Annotated in this window: 16 protein-coding genes; 11 read left to right on the forward strand and 5 right to left on the reverse strand. The window is 28.9% G+C overall.

Going from position 1 to position 18,352, the window contains the following annotated elements; genetic code table 11:
• Positions 1-74 precede the first annotated feature (74 nt).
• Positions 75-335 carry a uroporphyrinogen decarboxylase gene (locus K8Z87_RS05745; protein WP_227476533.1) on the forward strand — a complete coding sequence of 87 codons (261 nt, stop codon included), beginning with the start codon at positions 75-77 and terminating at the stop codon, positions 333-335.
• Here the strand turns inward: K8Z87_RS05745 and K8Z87_RS05750 are convergent.
• Complete coding sequence (locus K8Z87_RS05750) at positions 325-936, reverse strand: class I SAM-dependent methyltransferase (protein ID WP_227476534.1); 612 nt, start codon at positions 934-936, stop codon at positions 325-327. The two genes, K8Z87_RS05745 and K8Z87_RS05750, sit on opposite strands and share 11 nt — an antisense overlap.
• 98 nt (positions 937-1,034) lie before the next feature.
• Here K8Z87_RS05750 and K8Z87_RS05755 point away from each other — a divergent pair, with 98 nt between their 5' ends.
• From K8Z87_RS05755 to K8Z87_RS05780, 6 genes are read left to right on the forward strand one after another with little or no spacing between them, the layout of a single operon-like run.
• A complete protein-coding gene (locus K8Z87_RS05755) occupies positions 1,035-2,810 on the forward strand; it encodes a glycosyltransferase family 39 protein (protein WP_227476535.1) in 1,776 nt (591 codons plus the stop codon).
• A gap of 32 nt (positions 2,811-2,842) precedes the next feature.
• A complete protein-coding gene (locus tag K8Z87_RS05760; RefSeq protein ID WP_227476536.1) occupies positions 2,843-3,796 on the forward strand; it encodes a glycosyltransferase family 2 protein in 954 nt (317 codons plus the stop codon).
• Positions 3,797-3,824: 28 nt separating this feature from the next.
• The gene (locus K8Z87_RS05765) at positions 3,825-4,766 is read left to right on the forward strand and encodes a FemAB family protein (RefSeq protein WP_227476537.1); all 942 of its coding nucleotides are present in this window, start codon (positions 3,825-3,827) and stop codon (positions 4,764-4,766) included.
• Positions 4,766-5,866: a DegT/DnrJ/EryC1/StrS family aminotransferase gene (locus tag K8Z87_RS05770; RefSeq protein WP_227476538.1), complete on the forward strand. Its 1,101-nt coding sequence runs from the start codon at positions 4,766-4,768 to the stop codon at positions 5,864-5,866. Before K8Z87_RS05765 ends, K8Z87_RS05770 begins: the two co-directional genes overlap by 1 nt.
• The gene (locus K8Z87_RS05775) at positions 5,867-7,171 is read left to right on the forward strand and encodes an O-antigen translocase (protein ID WP_227476539.1); all 1,305 of its coding nucleotides are present in this window, start codon (positions 5,867-5,869) and stop codon (positions 7,169-7,171) included.
• Between the two features lie 10 nt (positions 7,172-7,181).
• Complete coding sequence (locus K8Z87_RS05780) at positions 7,182-8,456, forward strand: O-antigen translocase (RefSeq protein ID WP_227476540.1); 1,275 nt, start codon at positions 7,182-7,184, stop codon at positions 8,454-8,456.
• Position 8,457: 1 nt separating this feature from the next.
• On the opposite strand, the gene K8Z87_RS05785 is transcribed toward K8Z87_RS05780, so the two are convergent.
• A complete protein-coding gene (locus K8Z87_RS05785; protein WP_227476541.1) occupies positions 8,458-9,339 on the reverse strand; it encodes a glycosyltransferase in 882 nt (293 codons plus the stop codon).
• A gap of 73 nt (positions 9,340-9,412) precedes the next feature.
• Between K8Z87_RS05785 and K8Z87_RS05790 the strand changes: the two genes are divergently transcribed.
• Together K8Z87_RS05790 and K8Z87_RS05795 are read left to right on the forward strand one after the other, a co-directional pair.
• Positions 9,413-10,249 carry a glycosyltransferase family A protein gene (locus tag K8Z87_RS05790; protein WP_227476542.1) on the forward strand — a complete coding sequence of 279 codons (837 nt, stop codon included), beginning with the start codon at positions 9,413-9,415 and terminating at the stop codon, positions 10,247-10,249.
• The gene (locus tag K8Z87_RS05795; protein ID WP_227476543.1) at positions 10,239-10,640 is read left to right on the forward strand and encodes a sugar 3,4-ketoisomerase; all 402 of its coding nucleotides are present in this window, start codon (positions 10,239-10,241) and stop codon (positions 10,638-10,640) included. Before K8Z87_RS05790 ends, K8Z87_RS05795 begins: the two co-directional genes overlap by 11 nt.
• On the opposite strand, the gene K8Z87_RS05800 is transcribed toward K8Z87_RS05795, so the two are convergent.
• The 3 genes from K8Z87_RS05800 to K8Z87_RS05810 form a co-directional block, all read right to left on the reverse strand.
• Positions 10,617-11,558: a glycosyltransferase family 2 protein gene (locus K8Z87_RS05800; RefSeq protein ID WP_227476544.1), complete on the reverse strand. Its 942-nt coding sequence runs from the start codon at positions 11,556-11,558 to the stop codon at positions 10,617-10,619. The two genes, K8Z87_RS05795 and K8Z87_RS05800, sit on opposite strands and share 24 nt — an antisense overlap.
• Positions 11,559-11,562: 4 nt before the next feature.
• A complete protein-coding gene (locus K8Z87_RS05805; protein ID WP_227476545.1) occupies positions 11,563-12,441 on the reverse strand; it encodes a glycosyltransferase family 2 protein in 879 nt (292 codons plus the stop codon).
• 117 nt (positions 12,442-12,558) lie between these two features.
• Positions 12,559-13,242, reverse strand: a complete 684-nt coding sequence (locus tag K8Z87_RS05810) for a cell division ATP-binding protein FtsE (RefSeq protein ID WP_227476546.1) — start codon at positions 13,240-13,242, stop codon at positions 12,559-12,561.
• Positions 13,243-13,496: 254 nt separating this feature from the next.
• Here K8Z87_RS05810 and K8Z87_RS05815 point away from each other — a divergent pair, with 254 nt between their 5' ends.
• The gene (locus K8Z87_RS05815; RefSeq protein WP_227476547.1) at positions 13,497-16,520 is read left to right on the forward strand and encodes a tetratricopeptide repeat protein; all 3,024 of its coding nucleotides are present in this window, start codon (positions 13,497-13,499) and stop codon (positions 16,518-16,520) included.
• Positions 16,521-16,594: 74 nt separating this feature from the next.
• Positions 16,595-18,319, forward strand: coding sequence for a TonB-dependent receptor (locus K8Z87_RS05820; RefSeq protein ID WP_227476548.1), 1,725 nt, complete (start codon positions 16,595-16,597; stop codon positions 18,317-18,319).
• Positions 18,320-18,352 lie beyond the last annotated feature (33 nt).

The raw sequence follows: 18,352 nt of genomic DNA on the forward strand, positions 1-18,352 counted from the left end.
GAGATAACAGCTATATTGAAAAGAGAAAATCTTAATTTAGATTTTCTCTTTTTTTATAAAATAAAAATAGAACTATGGAACTATTTGGAATTACAGCAACAGAATATATCGGTTATCTAGCTTCATTAATGGTGCTTTTATCATTTACTATGAAAAATATGAAAAGCCTGCGTTTGATGAATATGACGGGTTGTATTTTATTTATAACCTATGGTTTTTTAATGCCTACATTACGTATTGGCTTACCTATTATTATTGCAAACACTGCTATTTTTATAGTTAATTTATATTACTTAACTAAAAAAAGTAGAACAAAAGAAGGTGTTACTGATTAGAGCAATGTAGTATAGCTAAAGTATACGGAATTCTAAAATAATGTTCCTCCACGGTTGAGGTAATAGTGTTAAATGAAGATTGAGCCAATGTTTGATACTCATTAGGTGTTCTTATAAATTCACCACGATCTTTATCAATTAAAAACTTAGATATTTTGTTTTGATTAGGAATATAACAACCATCAAGAGAGACAAATCTTCCATTAGGTTTTAAAGCTTTTTTAGCTAAGTTAAAAAGCGTTAGACACTCACTATCGTTTAAATGATGTAATACACCAGTAGCAATAACAATATCAAAAGTTTCAGGATGCTCAAGATTAAATGTTTTAACATCAGCACATTGAAACTTGTGATTAGTGTATTTAGATTTTGCAGTATTTATATAATTTTTATCGACATCAAAACCAGTATAATCAACTTCAGGTAAAAACTCTAGTATATCGCCAGGTCCACAACCAATGTCTAAGACTTTTTCTCCTTTTTTAATATTAGTATGATTTTTTATAAATAAGTGTCTTGCCTTAATGCCACCAACAAGATATTGATAGCTACTATATACAAAAGGTATTTTTAAAAACAGCCTAAGGTCTAAAGATGGCATAGTCTTACACTAATAGAAGTTTGAGATTATAAAATTACATTAATTAAATTATTGAAACCTATATTTTATATCTTTAAAATCTTTATTAAAATCAAAGAATGATAAACCATTATAAATCAAATCAAAAAGATTTTTATTTAGCTGTTGTTATAGTAGTCTTTATTCAATTGATACTAGGTTTTCAAGGTTTTGATGTTTGTGATGATGGATTTGCATTAACGTTTTATCAACAGATTTTTAGTAACCCTATATCTGTGGAATATAATTTTGTGTATTGGCTCTCTGGTATAGTTGGTGGATTGTGGTATCAATTGTACCCAGGTGGTGGTGTGTTTTGGTTTAAGATTTTAGCTTTAGTATTTAATACAGGCACTTTTATAGTATCATTTAATATTTTAAAACCTTATATAAAATCTTCATATGTATTAGTAGTTGCTTTGGCTATAGCTTTATTTATAAACGATTTTGGGTTTCTTGTCTTTTACAATAATCATATTACGGCATTTTTAAGTGTATTAAGTATTTATTTTCTTCAAAGAGGATTAATAAAATCTAATTCTAAATTTCTTCTTTTTTCAGGTTTTTTTATTGGTTTAAATGTGTTTTCTAGACTTCCAAACATTTCACAATTTGCCTTTTTAATGGTTATTCCTATAGTCTTTTATTTTAATAAAAAATCATTTAGAAATTCTATACAATATATGCTGTCGTTTTGTGTGGGAATTATTTCTGCATTTCTAAGTGTTTATTTATTATTGGTAGCTCTAGGACAATTAGAAATTATGAAAGATGCTGTTGTTAGTTTATATGATATAGGAAACACAGAAAACAGCAGCCATAACGTTACAGATTTATTAAAAGTGTATTATACCAATTATATACGCATTATAAAATATGGGTTAGCATTTTGTGTGTTAATTCTGGGCTATTTTTTTACTCAAAAAAGAATAAAACAATATCAAATTATAAAATGGATAGCGCATATAATTACATTTAGTATCGTTATTTTATGGCTTAACAAAGGTGGCATATATAGTCTATATGCTTTAGGTTATATCGGAGTTTTTGGAGTTTTAATATTTGAGAAAAAACAGATAGAAATAAAATCAATAGCCTTAATGGCATTAGTGTTGCAATTTTTATTGCCTTTTGGAAGCGGAGGTGGCATAAGATCTATTGGTTATATGTGTTTATGGTTGTCAATACCATTGTTTTTTTATTTCATTTCTAGGTTTAACACAATAATTCTTAAACCACTTTTAAGATTTAAGTTAAGTGCTATAAATAATAGCTCAATTAATAAAAGAAACGCAAAATACTTTGCATTTATTTTTAGTTTAGCGTTTATAGCACTTAAATTTTATAATACATCACAACAATCTTATTTTGATTATGGGAGTCGATTAGATAAAACATATGCTATAAATAGTGAATTTACAAAAGGCATATACACAACCCAAAGACGTGCAGATATTATAAACGAGTTATTAGTTAATTTAAAAGATTATGTAGATCCGGATGATTATTTGTTTGCTTATGATAAAATTCCGATGATTCATTTTTTAACAGAGACAAAACCATATATGTATAATTCGTGGCCTTGGATTTACGATATTAATACATTTGATAAAAAATTATATAAAGCCGAGAAAGAGATTAAAACATTACCTGTTGTGGTGGTTCAAAAATTTGAAACTATTGTTGAATTTTCAGAACCAAAAATAGATTATATGTCTTCAACAACTGAAGATAATTATCTTCATAATAATCAAATTACAGGAGCTATGAATGATTTTCTTCTGCGTAATAACTACCAAATTGTATGGAGTAATCCTTATTTTAATATTTATGAAACCCATAAGAAACATAAATAGTTTAGTTATATTAGTCAAGCAATAGAGATTTAATGGAGATTAAAACAAAAGACATATCAGTTATTATACCTATTTATAACGAATCAACAAATATTGAAGAACTATACAATAGATTAAAAAATACATTGTCTAAAATAGTAAAGCATTACGAATTAATCTTTGTTAATGATGGGAGTAAGGACGATTCTTTATTAAAATTGATTGATTTATCACAACAAGATAGCAATGTATTTTATGTTAATTTAACTCGTAATTTTGGACATCAAATAGCAGTTTCAGCGGGCTTAAATTATTGCAATGCAGAAACAGTGGTTATAATAGATGCAGACTTACAAGACCCACCAGAATTAATTTCAGAATTATACGCAGAACACCAAAAAGGGTTCGATGTTGTATATGCTAAAAGACGAAAGCGTAAAGGAGAAACATTATTCAAAAGAATAACAGCAAAATTGTACTACAGAATTCTTAAAAGAATGGTGCCTTTTGAAATTCCTTTAGACACTGGAGATTTTAGATTAATATCAAAAAAGGTAGTTAAAGCATTGCAACATATGCCTGAGCAAAATAAGTTTCTGAGAGGACAAATAGCATGGTTAGGATTTAAACAGAGCTATGTCTTATTTGATAGAGCATCTCGAAAAAAAGGAAAATCTGCATATACATATAGTAAAATGTTCCGTTTGGCTATAGATGGTATTACAGGGTTTTCAGACAAGCCATTATTGTGGGTTAGTCGTTTGGGTTTTTTAATTTCTTTCTTTGCTTTTTTACTTATTATAATGGCTGTTATTTCACATTTCATTTTAGAACGGACTATTACAGGTTGGACATCATTAATTATAAGTGCGGCTTTTCTTGGAGGAATACAACTTCTATCTATAGGTGTTATTGGAGAATATATAAGTAGAATAAATAGAAATACAATAAATAGACCTTTGTACATGATAGAGACTACAAATGTTAAGTTAGATAAAAGCTTGTAATTTTATTTGTCAAAACCGATAAACACTAGTGTTCAGTATACAACCATACCAAAACTTACATAAAGCTAAATGGAATAATGTAATTAATCAATCTCAAAGCGCAACCTTTTTGTTCTATAGAGATTTCATGGAGTATCACTCAGATCGGTTTCATGATAATTCACTTCTTATATATGAAAATGAAAGATTACAGGCGATTTTACCAGCAAATTGCGTAGAGAATTCTATCCATTCTCATCAAGGTTTAACTTATGGAGGATTAATAGTTACAGAAAATTTTGATTCGTCAGATTATACAGACATGTTAGGGTATTTGTATTCTTATTTAAAGCAGAATAACATTACTCATCTATATATAAAAGCGTTACCAGAATTTTATATAAGTTCTAATCAAAAATATGTAGATTTTAAACAGAACGAAGAAAATACAATAGTTTATAAATCGGAAAAAGTTTTAGCCATCGATTATAGTAAACCTTTAAATATTCATAAATCTAAATTGAAAAATTACAGGAAAAATGAAACTAAAGGATTTGTAATTGAAGAAGAAACCGATTTCTCGCTATTTTGGAATAAAGTACTTTGCCCAAGGCTTGCTCTTAAACACAATACTAAACCAGTGCATACATTAAAAGAGATGATGTATTTAAAATCTAAATTTCCAAATAATATAAAACAATATAATATTTATTTTAACGATGAAGTTCTAGCAGGAATTACCATCTTTGATAAAGGAAGTATTGTAAAATCGCAATATGGAGCTACAACAGATTTAGGTGAAAAATTAAGGGCAATAGAATATTTGTTTCTTAAGCTAATATATAAATACAAAGATGAAGGCAAATCTTTTTTTTCAATGGGAACAGTAACAGAAAACACAGAATTAGGTTATAATCCAGGATTGCTAAAACAAAAAGAAGAATTAGGATGTTCAACATATTATCAAGATTTTTATAAGATAATGTTATAATGATTCCATTTTTAGATATACATAAAATAAACGCTAGATTTCATGATGAATTTCAATCAGAATTCGATGTAATACTAAATACATCACGTTTTATATTAGGAAATAAATTAAAACAATTTGAAGATGACTATGCCAAATATTGCGGGACAAAATATTGTATTGGAACAGGTAATGGTTTAGATGCATTAACTCTAATTCTAAAAGGATATATAGCAACAGGACGTTTGCAAGAAGGTGATAAGGTTATCGTGCCGTCAACAACATTTATTGCAACTATATTATCGGTTATTTATGCAGGTTTAGAGCCCGTTTTTATTGATGCTAATAGCAATACATTTAACATATCTATAGAAGAAATTAAAACACATTTTTCTAAAGATGTAAAAGCAATTATTACAGTACATTTATATGGTCAACTTGCAGATATGAATGCTATAAATACATTTTGTAAAACATATAATATTTTATGTATTGAAGATGCAGCACAAGCTCATGGTGCGATAAATGAATCTAATGTAAAAGCAGGCAATCTAGGTGATGCTGCTGCGTTTAGTTTTTATCCGAGTAAAAACTTAGGTGCATTAGGAGATGGTGGAGCTATAACAACAAATGACGAAGAGTTATACAATATACTTTTAAAACTTCGAAATTATGGAAGTGATAAAAAATATCATCATAAAATTATAGGTTATAATAGTCGTTTAGATGAAATGCAAGCTTCATTTTTATCTGTGAAATTAAAGTATTTAGATGCTGATAATGAAAAGCGACGTCTAATAGCTAAACGCTATCTGTTAGAAGTTGAAAATGCAAAGATTAAATTGCCGTACTACAATGGTTCAAAAGATCACGTATTTTATGCTTTTGTAATTCAAGTAGATGATAGAGAAATGTTTATAGAGTATCTAAATAAACATAATATTGGGAATTTAATTCATTATCCAATACCTCCGCACCAACAAGAAGCATTAAAAAAATATAATGGATTATCATTACCAATAACAGAGCAAATCCATAAAACTGTAGTAAGTTTGCCAATAAGCCCTGTAATGATAGATGATGACGTCACTAAAGTTATTAAAATTTTAAACGCATATTAATTGAAGAAATTTAATAATTACATTAATTCCAACGTGCTGTTTAATGTAGCAAACCTAAACTCTACATCTTTAGGTATAAAAATAATTGCTGGTATATTTACATCTAAGGCTATAGCTATTTTTATTGGAGCAGAAGGTTTAGCACTTATAGGTAATCTGAGTAACTTTTTAAAAGCGGTTCAATCTTTTTCTGTATTGGGCTTTTATAAAGGCATTGTAAAATATATTGGTGAATATAAAGATGATAATGAGCGATTAAGCGAAATACTGTCAACATCATTTTATGTAGGTTTTATTAGTACAATGCTAGCTGCATTTTTATCATATTATAATGCAGATTTTATTAATAACTTTCTTTTTAGTGCTGATTATAATTATACCAATGCTATTAAAATTTTAGCAATAGCAATGCCGTTTTATGGTTTAAATCTGTTTTGTTTTTCTATAATGAACGGATTTTCTAAATATAGAATCCTTTTAGTTATTAGTATTATAGGTCAAATAGCAAGTCTATTAGTAACATTATTATTAATCTGGCAATACAAGATTGAAGGTGCAATGATTGCTATAGCGATAACACCAGCGTTAATTTTTTTAATTACACTAGTAGGAATCTTATTTAGAAAAAATCTTATTTCATTTGTTAAGATTACTAAAGTATCATCAGATATACTCGTTAAGTTAAGTCCATATTCTATTATGGCAATAACATCAGTAGTAGCAGTGCCTATTGTTTTAATTTTAATAAGAAATTACATCATAGGAGAAATAGGATTAAAAGAAGCAGGTTATTGGGAAGCAATGAATAGAATCTCGGATTATTACTTAATGTTTGTAAATTCGTTGATAGCATTGTATTTAGTGCCTAAACTAAAGACAATAGATACTAAAAAAGCGTTTAGAATTGAGGTTGTTAACTTTTATAAAAGCTTATTGCCTTATTTCGGAGGGTTATTAGTTCTTATGTATCTACTAAGAAGATATGTAATTCAACTGATATTTACAGAAGAATTTTTACCAGCAGAAGATTTGTTTTTGTGGCAATTGCTAGGTGATTTTATAAGAGTACTAGGTATGGTTATCGCATACCAGTTTTTGGCTAAAAAAATGTTTAGTCATTTCATAATTCTTGAAGTATTTTTATTTACTACACTTTATTTTTCTAGTATTTATTTAGTAGATGTATTTGGTTTAAAAGGTGCAGTTATGGGACACTTCTTTACATACTTAATGTATTTTGGTATTGTGCTTCTACTTTTTAGCAGCTCACTTTTTGGAGTAATATCCGAGGACGAAAATCTATAAATAACACGTATTGAAACTTCCAAAATTTATAGCAGACAATACAGTATTAAAAATAACATCTCTTAACTCTGTTGTTATTGGAGTACGTTTACTAATTTCTTTAGCTATTCAACGTATACTTGCTTTAGCAGTTGGAGACGTAGGGATTGCTAAAATTGGTCAGATTAGAAATGTAATGACCATGTTGGTTAGTATATCAACATTAGGTGTTTTTAATGGTGTTGTAAAATATTTATCAGAGTTTAAATCGGAAGAGAAAACTTTAACCAAACTGTTTTCAACAGTTTTTCTGTTTGTTATTATAGGGTCATTGATATCTGGTATAATTCTATATTTCGGGGCTGACTTTTTTTCTAACTATTTGTTTAAAGGATCAGGTTACACTTTTATTTTTAAAATACTAGCAGTAATTATTCCTTTTATAGCTGTTAATCGTGTTTTTAATGGTGTTGTAAATGGCCTTTCAGATTATAAAAAGTATGCTAAAATAGATATAATAGGGTATTTATTATCAACAGCTGTACTATTATTAGGATTGCATTACTATAATTTAGAAGGCGTAATTTTTGCCATAGCAATCTCCCCAATAATTCAACTAGGTGTTCTGCTTTTAATTTTCGGAAAAACACTTAAATCCTATGTCAATTTTAAGCAGATAAAACCATCTTTTAGTTTTAAAAATCAGTTACTAGCGTTTACTTTAATGTCTTTTATATCTACATTTTTATTGAATTATATTGAGTTAGATATAAGAACATTAATCACAGATAAAATTAATGAATCTGAAGCCGGAAATTGGACGGCTATGACATTTATTTCAAAGAACTATATGGTTTTTATTTCGGGAGTTTTAACGCTGTATGTGTTGCCGAAATTCTCTGAGATACATACTAAGCAGGCGTTTAAAAATGAAGTGCTTCATATTTACAAAACCGTACTTCCAATTTTTGCTGTTGGTATGCTTTTGATATATACATTTAAAAACCTTGTTGTAACTATTATATATCCTAATTTCACTGGGATGGCACCTTTATTTAAATGGCAATTATTAGGTGATTTTGTAAGATTAGCTTCTATAATATTAGCACATCAATTTCTAGCGAAACGTCTTGTAAAAAGTTTTGTGATTACAGAGTTGTTTTCACTTATATTATTTTATGGTTTATCGGTAATATTTATAAAATATTATGAAACAGAAGGCATCGTTATAGCTCATTTTATAAGATATATTTTCTATTTTATTGCGGTAATAATAATGGTTTCAATCTATTATAAGAAGAAGTAAATTAACTCCAAGTCTTAATTAGAGTTGTAAAATACAAACGCATAAATTTTAATGTAATAGCATAATTGCCCACTTTAATGTTTAATCTTATTTCGTAATTAAGTCTATTTATTAATGCGCGGTGTTCAACTTTATTTCTATTTAATTTAAGTGCTTTTTTGCAAACCATGTAGGTAGATTTTGCAAGATGTTTGCCTTGTTTTAGGTAAAATTGTTTCCCTAAAGAATTTTTCAAAATTCTTTTTTTTATCAAAATAGCATCAGTAAAATCATAGGTAAAGTTCCTTGAAGATCTTATCCAAAAATCTAAATCCTCATAACTAAGGGATTCGTCATAGCCATTTAAATCATCTAACACTTCCTTTTTTATAAGCATAGAAGAAGCACTTATGTAATATGTGCTTAAGAGCTCAGCATATACATCTCCCGTTTTTGGTTGATTAATAGCTTTGCCATTTTTATCTATTGGATAGCGATATTCAATATGGTTTCCATTATTGTCAATGGATTCTACATTACTAAAAACAATACCTAAATTCTGATGTGTTGAAGATTCAAAAGTTTTTACACGCTCTTCAATAGATTTATGAGTTAATAAATCATCTGCGGCTAAATCAACGATATACTCGCCTTTTGTTTGCTTTAGTGCTATATTAAACGCTTTAGTAGGACCTAAATTGGTTTCGTTTTTTATAAACAGAATATTATGAGACAGATTCCAATCTTTAATCAATTGTAGAGAGTTATCCGAACTACAATCGTCAACAACAATCAATTCTACATTTTTGTAAGATTGGTTAATTACAGAATTAAGCGCTTCAATAACGTAATTAGCATGATTATAACATAAGCATATTACAGAAACCAAGGGCTGATTGGTCATACAGATTTATTTTTATCTTTACGCAAAAGTATCAAATTGCAATCGTATAAATTACTTTCTATACTTATTTAATATGGCTTATAAAATTGAAATTTTAATGTCTACGATGTATAAAACAGACTTGACATTCTTAGAAGCCATATTTAAAAACAACAAACACTTTTCAAATTACAATATATTAATAGTAAACCAAACAGATTCTGATAAATTATTAGTTTCAGAATACAAAAACATTAAAGTTATTAATTCATTTGAACGTGGCTCACCTGCAAGTAGAAATCTAGCAATTTCTAAAGCAACTGGTGATATTTGTTTAATGGCAGATGACGATATAATTTATATGCCAGATTTTATAGAATACATAAAAAATGCATATATAAAAAATGCTTCGGCAGATATGATTTCTTTTGAAGCTATTGATGATGATGAAAAATTGTATGCAAATTATGCTTCTGTAAAAACACACAATATAGAATCGCTTAAAGCAATTTATACATGGGTAATTACTTTTAAAAGAGACGTTTTTGCAAAACATAATATATATTTTAATCATTATTTTGGAGTAGGATCAGTTTTTAAAGGAGAAACCGAATATGTCTTTTTAAGAAATGCATTAGATAAAAAATTAAAGATGCATCACCAAAAGCAAACTATTGTTAGCCACCCTAACCATAGCTCAGGTCGATTAATGGGAAGTGATAATGCTGTTTATGCAAGGTCAGCTCTTCATTATCGATTTTATGGCAGTTTAAGCTATATTTGGGTTTTTAAATATGTTTTTCATATTTGGAGATATGGACATATCAATTTTTTTCAGATATTAAAAAAACTCAAAGTGGGGTTTGAAGGAATTTCAAAATATAAAGACTTAAAAAAGGCAGGTGAAATAGATAAGATATATGTCAGTTAAAATTATACAGATTCCCAAAGTTCATGAAGAACGTGGTCAGCTTGCCGTTATAGAAAACGGTGCTTTACCATTTGCAATTAAACGTGTTTATTATCTATATGATGTTCCTAGTGATGCTTATAGAGGTGGACATGCACATTTAGAGCAAGAATCTGTAATAATAGCACTTAGTGGAAGTTTTGATGTTGTAATTGATGATGGAAAAGAAAAGAAATCTATAATGCTAAATAAACCAGATAAAGGTTTATATATATCAACAGGGATTTGGAGAGAAATCGAAAATTTTTCTTCAGGTGCAGTTTGTTTAGTGTTAGCGTCTACAGAATTTAGTGAGGCAGATTATATAAGAGATTATAAAGAGTTTAAATTATTTAAAAGGGGAAATGTATAATCTTTTCTTTATAAGAATATATTTTAAACGCATTAATTGTTTTAAGACTAATCTAGGAAGTCTTAGAATAATAAGTTGTTTGTAATTAAGGTTTTTAGTATCAATATTAGACTTTAAATTCTTAAAAGAATTCATATCATTCCCCATTTTTCGTTCAATTGCAAAAGAAAAACGATTTAAATCCAAATACTTTTTTAGTGAAGCGTTCTCTTTCTCAATAGAAGTAAATTGATTAACCAATGTTAAGCCATCAGTAGCTTTCATATTTAAAGATAGATGGTTGTTTAAATTATGGATATTTTTTATAGCAGTTACTTTTGAAGAGAAAGCTACGTTATATTTTAATGCTATTCTAATCCATAGATCGGTGTCTTCAGCAGAATTTAAAGTTGTATTAAACCCTTTTAGATTTTTAAAAACAGATTTAGGTATCGCAACAGCTGATGTCCAAGCAATGCAATCTATTGTAGAAGCTTTAAAATAATCGTCAATAATTCCATGAAAATTATTAGGTATACCATTAAATACAGTTTTTACAACAGCACTATTAAAAAAAACTTTATCATAATTATTAGCATATAATCCACAATCTGGGTAAGATTTATATAACTTATATAAGTCTTCTAAATGATTTGTTAGCCATAAATCATCAGCATCTAAAAAAGCAATTAAATCTGCTTTTGCTTTAGAAACCCCATAATTTCGAGCGTGTGAAACACCTTTGTTCTCAGTACTGTAAATCGATATCTTATCTGATGAGTATGCTTTAGCAATTTCTAAGCTATTGTCAGTAGAACCATCATTTATAATAATGACTTCATAATTTTTAAATGATTGATTAATTACAGATTCTATAGTGCCAGCTATAAATTCAGCTTTATTATATAATGGAATGATTACAGAGATATATGCTGACATTTAATTAATTGTTTTGTAAATAATATCCAACTCTATAGAAATCAAAAAAAATAAGATTAGGGTTTTCAGAATGCAGGTTTTTTTGCATTCTTTTATTTAGAACAGTATATATAAAAGAAATTATCCCCGAAAGTTTATACTTTTTAATGAGCTCAACATTATAAGATAATTTTGTGTGTTTTGCTTCTAATAAACCCTCATTTATAAATAGTTTTAGAGCATCTATAGACTCTAAAGATTTTTTAAAAAAAACGGAGTTTGACTCTAAGCCAATATGCAAAACAGGGTTGTCTATATGATCAACTTTTATATGATGCGTTTTTGCATCCATAGCAAAAAGAGTGTCTTCATGCCTTTGATTTGGAATACTTTCATTAAAAGAAATATGCTCAAAAACAGATTTTTTAATTAAAAAATTAAGTGTCAGAAATCGTAAATGTGGTTGTTTTAAGCGTTTTTTTAGAGGCAAAGCTTCACGTTTTCTCCCATATGCCCAACGTAAGGTTTGATTGTGATTAGGATTTTCTTTATATAAAATACCGCCATAAATAATCTGTGTATCCTTATTTAGAGCATCAATATAATTTTTAATAAATACTTGGCTAATAAGTTTAGTATCTGCGTCTAAAAATAAAAGCGTATCGTATTTAGCAATTTTCGCCAAATGATTTCTAATAGCACTTCTGCCAATATTCTTTTTTAAAATTGTGTATGTAGAATGACTTAAATTATTAATAACTGAATTCTCTCCTGTATAAGTAGTAGAAGCATCATCTAAAACAATAATCTCAAAATTAAATGCTAAAGCAGATAATTGTTGATGTAAATTATTGACAAGTGTTACAATGTTGTAATTGTATGTTGGTATTAAAACAGATAACATTAAGGCAAATATAGTAGCTAAAATAGATTAGTTGGTATAGCTATGTAATTAAACATTTATATTCTAGATTTATTGCTTTCTTTAGAATAAATAAAAGATTAATTTTTTTAGAGAAGTTTATGATTTTCTTTGTACAACCTCAAAAACTTTGTTTTCATCGCATTTTAAAGTTTTACTAGGGTATTTTAGTAGTAAGGCATAATCATGCGTAGCCATTAAAATGGTATTCCCATTCTTATTAATGTCTAATAATAATTCCATCACTTCAATACTCGTTTGGGGATCAAGGTTTCCGGTAGGTTCATCAGCTAAAATAAGTTCTGGGTCATTTAATAAAGCTCTAGCTATAGCTACACGTTGTTGTTCTCCACCAGAAAGCTCGTGCGGAAATTTAAATCCTTTAGTTTTCATGGCCACTTTATCAAGAACTTCGTCAATACGTAAAGCAATCTTACCTTTATCTGTCCAACCTGTAGCTTTTAAAACAAAGGCTAGATTTTGTTTTATAGTTCTATCGGGTAACAATTTAAAATCTTGAAAAACAATACCCAGTTTTCGTCTTAAAAAAGGAATGTCCTTTTCTTTTAATCCATTAAGGTTAAAGTTAACGATAGAGCCTTTACCTTTAGTAAGTTCTAAGTCACCATAAAGCGTTTTCATAAAACTACTTTTTCCACTACCAGTTTTACCAATAAGGTATACAAAATCACCTTTCTGCATTTCAAAATTTACATTGGCAAGTACCATACTTTCACCTTGGTAAATGGTTGCATCTTTAAGTTGTAAAACAGTTTCAGACATGTAATGTATATTCAAAATTCAGTTCCTGTAAAAGTATTATTTAATAATTCAATATCAAATACCTTATCAGATTAGATTAACGGCATTTTTAAAAACATCTTATTCAATGCCATCATTTAATTAAAAAACACAAATGTTAAAATTTAATAAGTCGGTTTATAATTATCATTGAATTCTGTCGTTATAGGTTTTGTATTGATTTATATTTGAATCAATATTAAGTCATCAAATAATTAAATCAAAAAACGAAGCTAATGCCGTTATTTAAAAAACAACTAATTCTAGTTTTTCTATTTACAACCACATTCCTTTTTGCCCAAAAATCAGCCATATATACGAGTAGTTTTCAAGATTATCAAAAAGCGTTAACGCTATATAATAATCAACAATACAAGGCTGCTCAGTCCTTGTTTGACGATATTAAATACAGCACGGAAGACGAAGTTTTAAAATCAGATTGCAGCTATTATATTGCCAATTGTGCTGTAAGATTAAATCAAAAAAATGCAGATGATCTTATTGAAGAATTTGTAGAAGAATATCCAACAAGTACAAAACGGAACACAGCATTTTTAGATGTGGCAGATTATTATTTCGAAAACTCAAAATACGCTTATGCACGTAAATGGTATGATAAAGTTGATGATAGAAGTATAGCACGTACAGAACGTGAAAAATTCAATTTTAATTACGGTTATAGCCTTTATGCTACTAAAGATAAAAGAGGGGCAACAAAATATTTAAACCGTGTTGCTAACTCTAAAGACTATGGTTCGCAAGCTAAATATTATATCGGTTACATGGCTTATGAAGGCGATGATTACGATACAGCTAACAGTTATTTTGATCAGGTTGCTGATAATGAAAAATACAAAGAGAAACTCAATTATTATCAAGCAGATTTAAATTTTAAATTGGGTCGTTTTGAAAAAGCTATTGAATTAGCCGAAGCGCAAATAAATAAGAGTAATGCTGAAGAAGTGTCTGAATTATCAAAGATTATTGGTGAGAGTTATTTTAACCTCGGCAACTATGCAGAAGCCATTCCATATTTAAAAGCCTATAAAGGCAAACGCGGACGTTGGAATAATACTGATTATTATCAATTAGGATATGCTTATTATAAACAAGATGATTTTGAAAATGCCATTTCGGAGTTTAACAAAATTATTGATGGTAATAATGGTGTAGCTCAAAATGCCTATTACCATTTAGGTGAAAGTTATATTAATTTAGAGAAAAAGCAAGAAGCACTAAATGCATTTAGAAATGCATCTCAAATGGATTTTGATGAAAAAATTAAAGAAGATGCCTGGCTAAATTATGCTAAGATTAGTTACGAAATTGGTAATCCATATCAATCCGTACCGCAAGTATTATCAGGGTATTTAGAGGCTTATCCAACTACAGCTTATAAAGAAGAAATAGAAACGTTATTAATAGATTCTTATATCACCTCTAAAAATTATAAAGAAGCATTAAGTTTATTAAAGAGTAAAGGAAGTTTTGAGAATAAATTAGCATATCAAAAAGTAGCTTTTTATAGAGGAGTTGAGTTGTATAACGAAACAAAATATAACGAGGCTTTAGATTTATTTGAAAGCTCACTTAAAGAACCTCGCGATCCTGTTTATTTAGCAAGAGCAACATTCTGGAAAGCAGAAACCGATTATAATCTCACCAATTATAATGAAGCACTAATTGGATTTAAAGAATTTCAGTTAGAAGGTGAAGCGTCTCAAGTTACCGAATCTAAAAATTTAGATTATAATTTAGCATACACCTATTTTAAGCTTAAAGATTATGGACAAGCCTCTGCATATTTTCAAAAATTTATTAGCTCTAATTCTGGAGATAAATTAAGAGAAAACGATGCTTATTTAAGACTGGCTGATGGTCATTTTGTCTCGAGTAAATACCAAGATGCAATTTCGGCCTACGAAAAAGCAATTCGGTTAAATAAAATAGAGACAGATTATGCGGCATTCCAGAAAGCCATGAGTTATGGTTATATTGGAAAAGGACCAACTAAAATTTCAGAATTAAATACATTTATTGACGGCTATCCAAAATCAGGTTTAAGAGATGATGCTATGTATGAGTTGGCAAACTCTTATGTAAAAGCTGGTGATACTGATAAAGCCATGCGCATGTACGATCGTTTGAATAAAGATTATCAACGTAGTGCATTTATTTCTAAATCACTTTTACGTCAAGGCTTGGTACATTATAATGCTAATGATAACGAACGGGCTTTATCAAAATTTAAAAGAGTTGCTAAAGATTACGCTGGTTCGGAAGAATCTATCCAAGCGGTATCTACAGCACGTTTAATTTACATTGATTTAGGTAGAGTAGACGAATATGCTTCATGGGTACGAAGTTTAGATTATGTGGAAATTACAGATGCAGAATTAGATAACACAACATATCTAGCTGCCGAAAAACAATATTTAGATGGAAATACTGATCAGGCCATTCGTCAGTTTAATAAATATTTAAATGGTTTTTCAAACGGAATACATGCTTTAAAATCACACTTTTATTTAGCGCAACTCTACTACAAAAAAGACTTGTTTGAAAATGCACAACCGCATTATGAGTCTGTGGTTAATGCTTCTAAAAATGAATACACAGAGCAAGCTATAGTTAAATTAAGTGAAATCTATTTAAACGACTCTAATTGGTCTAGCGCTATACCTGTATTGCAACGTTTAGAGCAAGAAGCCGATTATCCGCAGAATATCATTTATGCACAATCTAATTTAATGAATGCGTATTACCAAACCGAAGATTATACAAATGCAGAACGCTATGCAGATGAGGTATTATCTAGTTCTAATTTAGATGCTAAGATTAAAAGTGATGCCAAACTTATTATAGCACGTTCTGCTATAGAAACAGGAAACGAATCTAAAGCAAAATCTGCTTATGCTGAAGTAGAAAAATTGGCATCGGGTAGTGTAGCAGCAGAAGCACTATATTACAATGCATATTTTAAAAATAAAGACGGTCAGCACGACGCATCAAATACAGTAATTCAAAAATTAGCTAAAGACTACAGTAGCTATAAGTTGTATTCAGCTAAAGGATTAGTGATTATGGCCAAGAACTTCTATGCATTAAAAGATGCATTTCAAGCGACTTATATCTTAGAAAGTGTAATTTCTAATTTTCCAGAGTTTAAAGACGTCGTTAATGAAGCTAAGGCAGAGTTGACAAAAATTAAATCAGAAGAAGCAAAAACAAATTCATCAATCGAAATAGATGATAACTAAAAAAATCTTTTAGAAACAAGAATCATTCAAATCGTAATTCTAAAACAATTAGTTATCTTAAAAAATCAAATCGCATGAAAATCAAACAGAGTCTAATCTTAATCTTAGCATTGAGTTTTACATTTAATTATGCTCAAAATAGAACTAAAGACACTATAGATAGTCAAACCGTAAATGTTATTAAGCCATATACACCTACAATTTCTGATGCTTTTAAAATTAAAGATATTCCGTCTTTAGATGATGCCAATACCATTAAGAAAAAAGAGGTGAAATATAATATTTTTTCAATTCCTGTAGCATCAACATTTACACCTGCAAAAGGCAAGGCGGCTAAGGTAGATAAAGCAGCTCCAGTAAAATTATATGATAACTATGCATCACTTGGTGTGGGCACATATACTACAATTTTAGGAGAAGTATATTTAAATCATGAATTAAGTAATGGAGAAAATGTAGGAGGCTATTTTAGTCACCATTCTTCTGATGGTGGCGTTGATGACGTGTTGTTAGATAATGATTTTTCTAAAACCAATTTTAATGCTAACTATTCTAAAAAGCTTTCTGACTTTTCTTGGAAAATAGATTTAGGAGCAGAACTTCAAAATTACAATTGGTATGGTTTACCACAGCAGTTTTTTGGACAAGCAGAAGCCAATACCATTGACCCAGAAATAAAATATAATAGCTTTTATATCGGTGGTAAATTAAAGTTTGATGATGCTATTATTAAAGATGGAAGTGTGCGTTTTAGACGCTTTGGAGACGATAGAGATTCTGGCGAAAATAGATTTGTAGCAAAAGTAGGATTTGGTATTCCTGTTCAAGGAGAAGAAATAGATACTGAGATTAAAGTCGATTATATTAGCGGGGAATTTGATCGAAATTTTGTATCAACAGAATCTATCAATTACGGAAATGTATCCGTTGGGTTATCACCATCTTATCAGATAAAACAAGATGATTTAACCATAGATTTAGGGGCGAAATTTGTGTATTTAAATGATACAGAGCTTAATGATAACAGATTTTTTATCTATCCTAATATAGAAGCTTCATACCGTTTGGTAGATGATATTTTAATTTCTTATGCAGGAGTTAAAGGAGATTTAATTCAGAATTCGTATTTCGATTTTGCAAGTAGCAACCCATTTGTGTCACCAACATTATTAATTACACCAACAGATCAACGCTATAAGGCGTTTATAGGTCTAAAGGGCAAACTATCTAATAGTGTGAGTTATAATATAAAAGGAAATTATTACGCAGAAGATACAAAGGCATTGTTTAGAACTAACGAAGCACAAACTTTTGCTAGTGAAGCTTATCAATTTGGAAATTCATTCAATGTGGTTTACGATGATGTAGATACCTTTTCTGTAGCTGGTGAATTAAATATTGATGTTAATAGAAACTTTAAGTTAGCCATAAAAGGTGAGTATTTTAATTACTCTACCGATAATGAAGCCGAAGCTTGGAATCTTCCTGATGTTACAGGATCTATATTTTTAGACTATCAAATCTCTGAAAAGTGGTTTATGGGAGGTAGTGTTTTCTTTGTTGGTGAACGAAAAGATCAATTGAGTTTGGTTGGCACATTGATAGATACTACACCAATAACAGTAACTTTAGATAGTTATTTTGATGCAAATGCACATGTAGGTTATAAAGTTACAGATCAATTATCTGCATTTGTAAAAGCAAATAATATTGCAAATCAAGATTATGACCGTTGGTTAAATTTTCCTGTACAAGGCATCCAATTTTTAGCAGGAGCAACCTATCAGTTTGATTTTTGATATAAAACGGAATAGTCTTTGATTATTATATGA

The organism is Winogradskyella immobilis (assembly GCF_021887715.1).
In the GTDB taxonomy this organism is placed as follows: Bacteria; Bacteroidota; Bacteroidia; order Flavobacteriales; family Flavobacteriaceae; genus Winogradskyella; species Winogradskyella immobilis.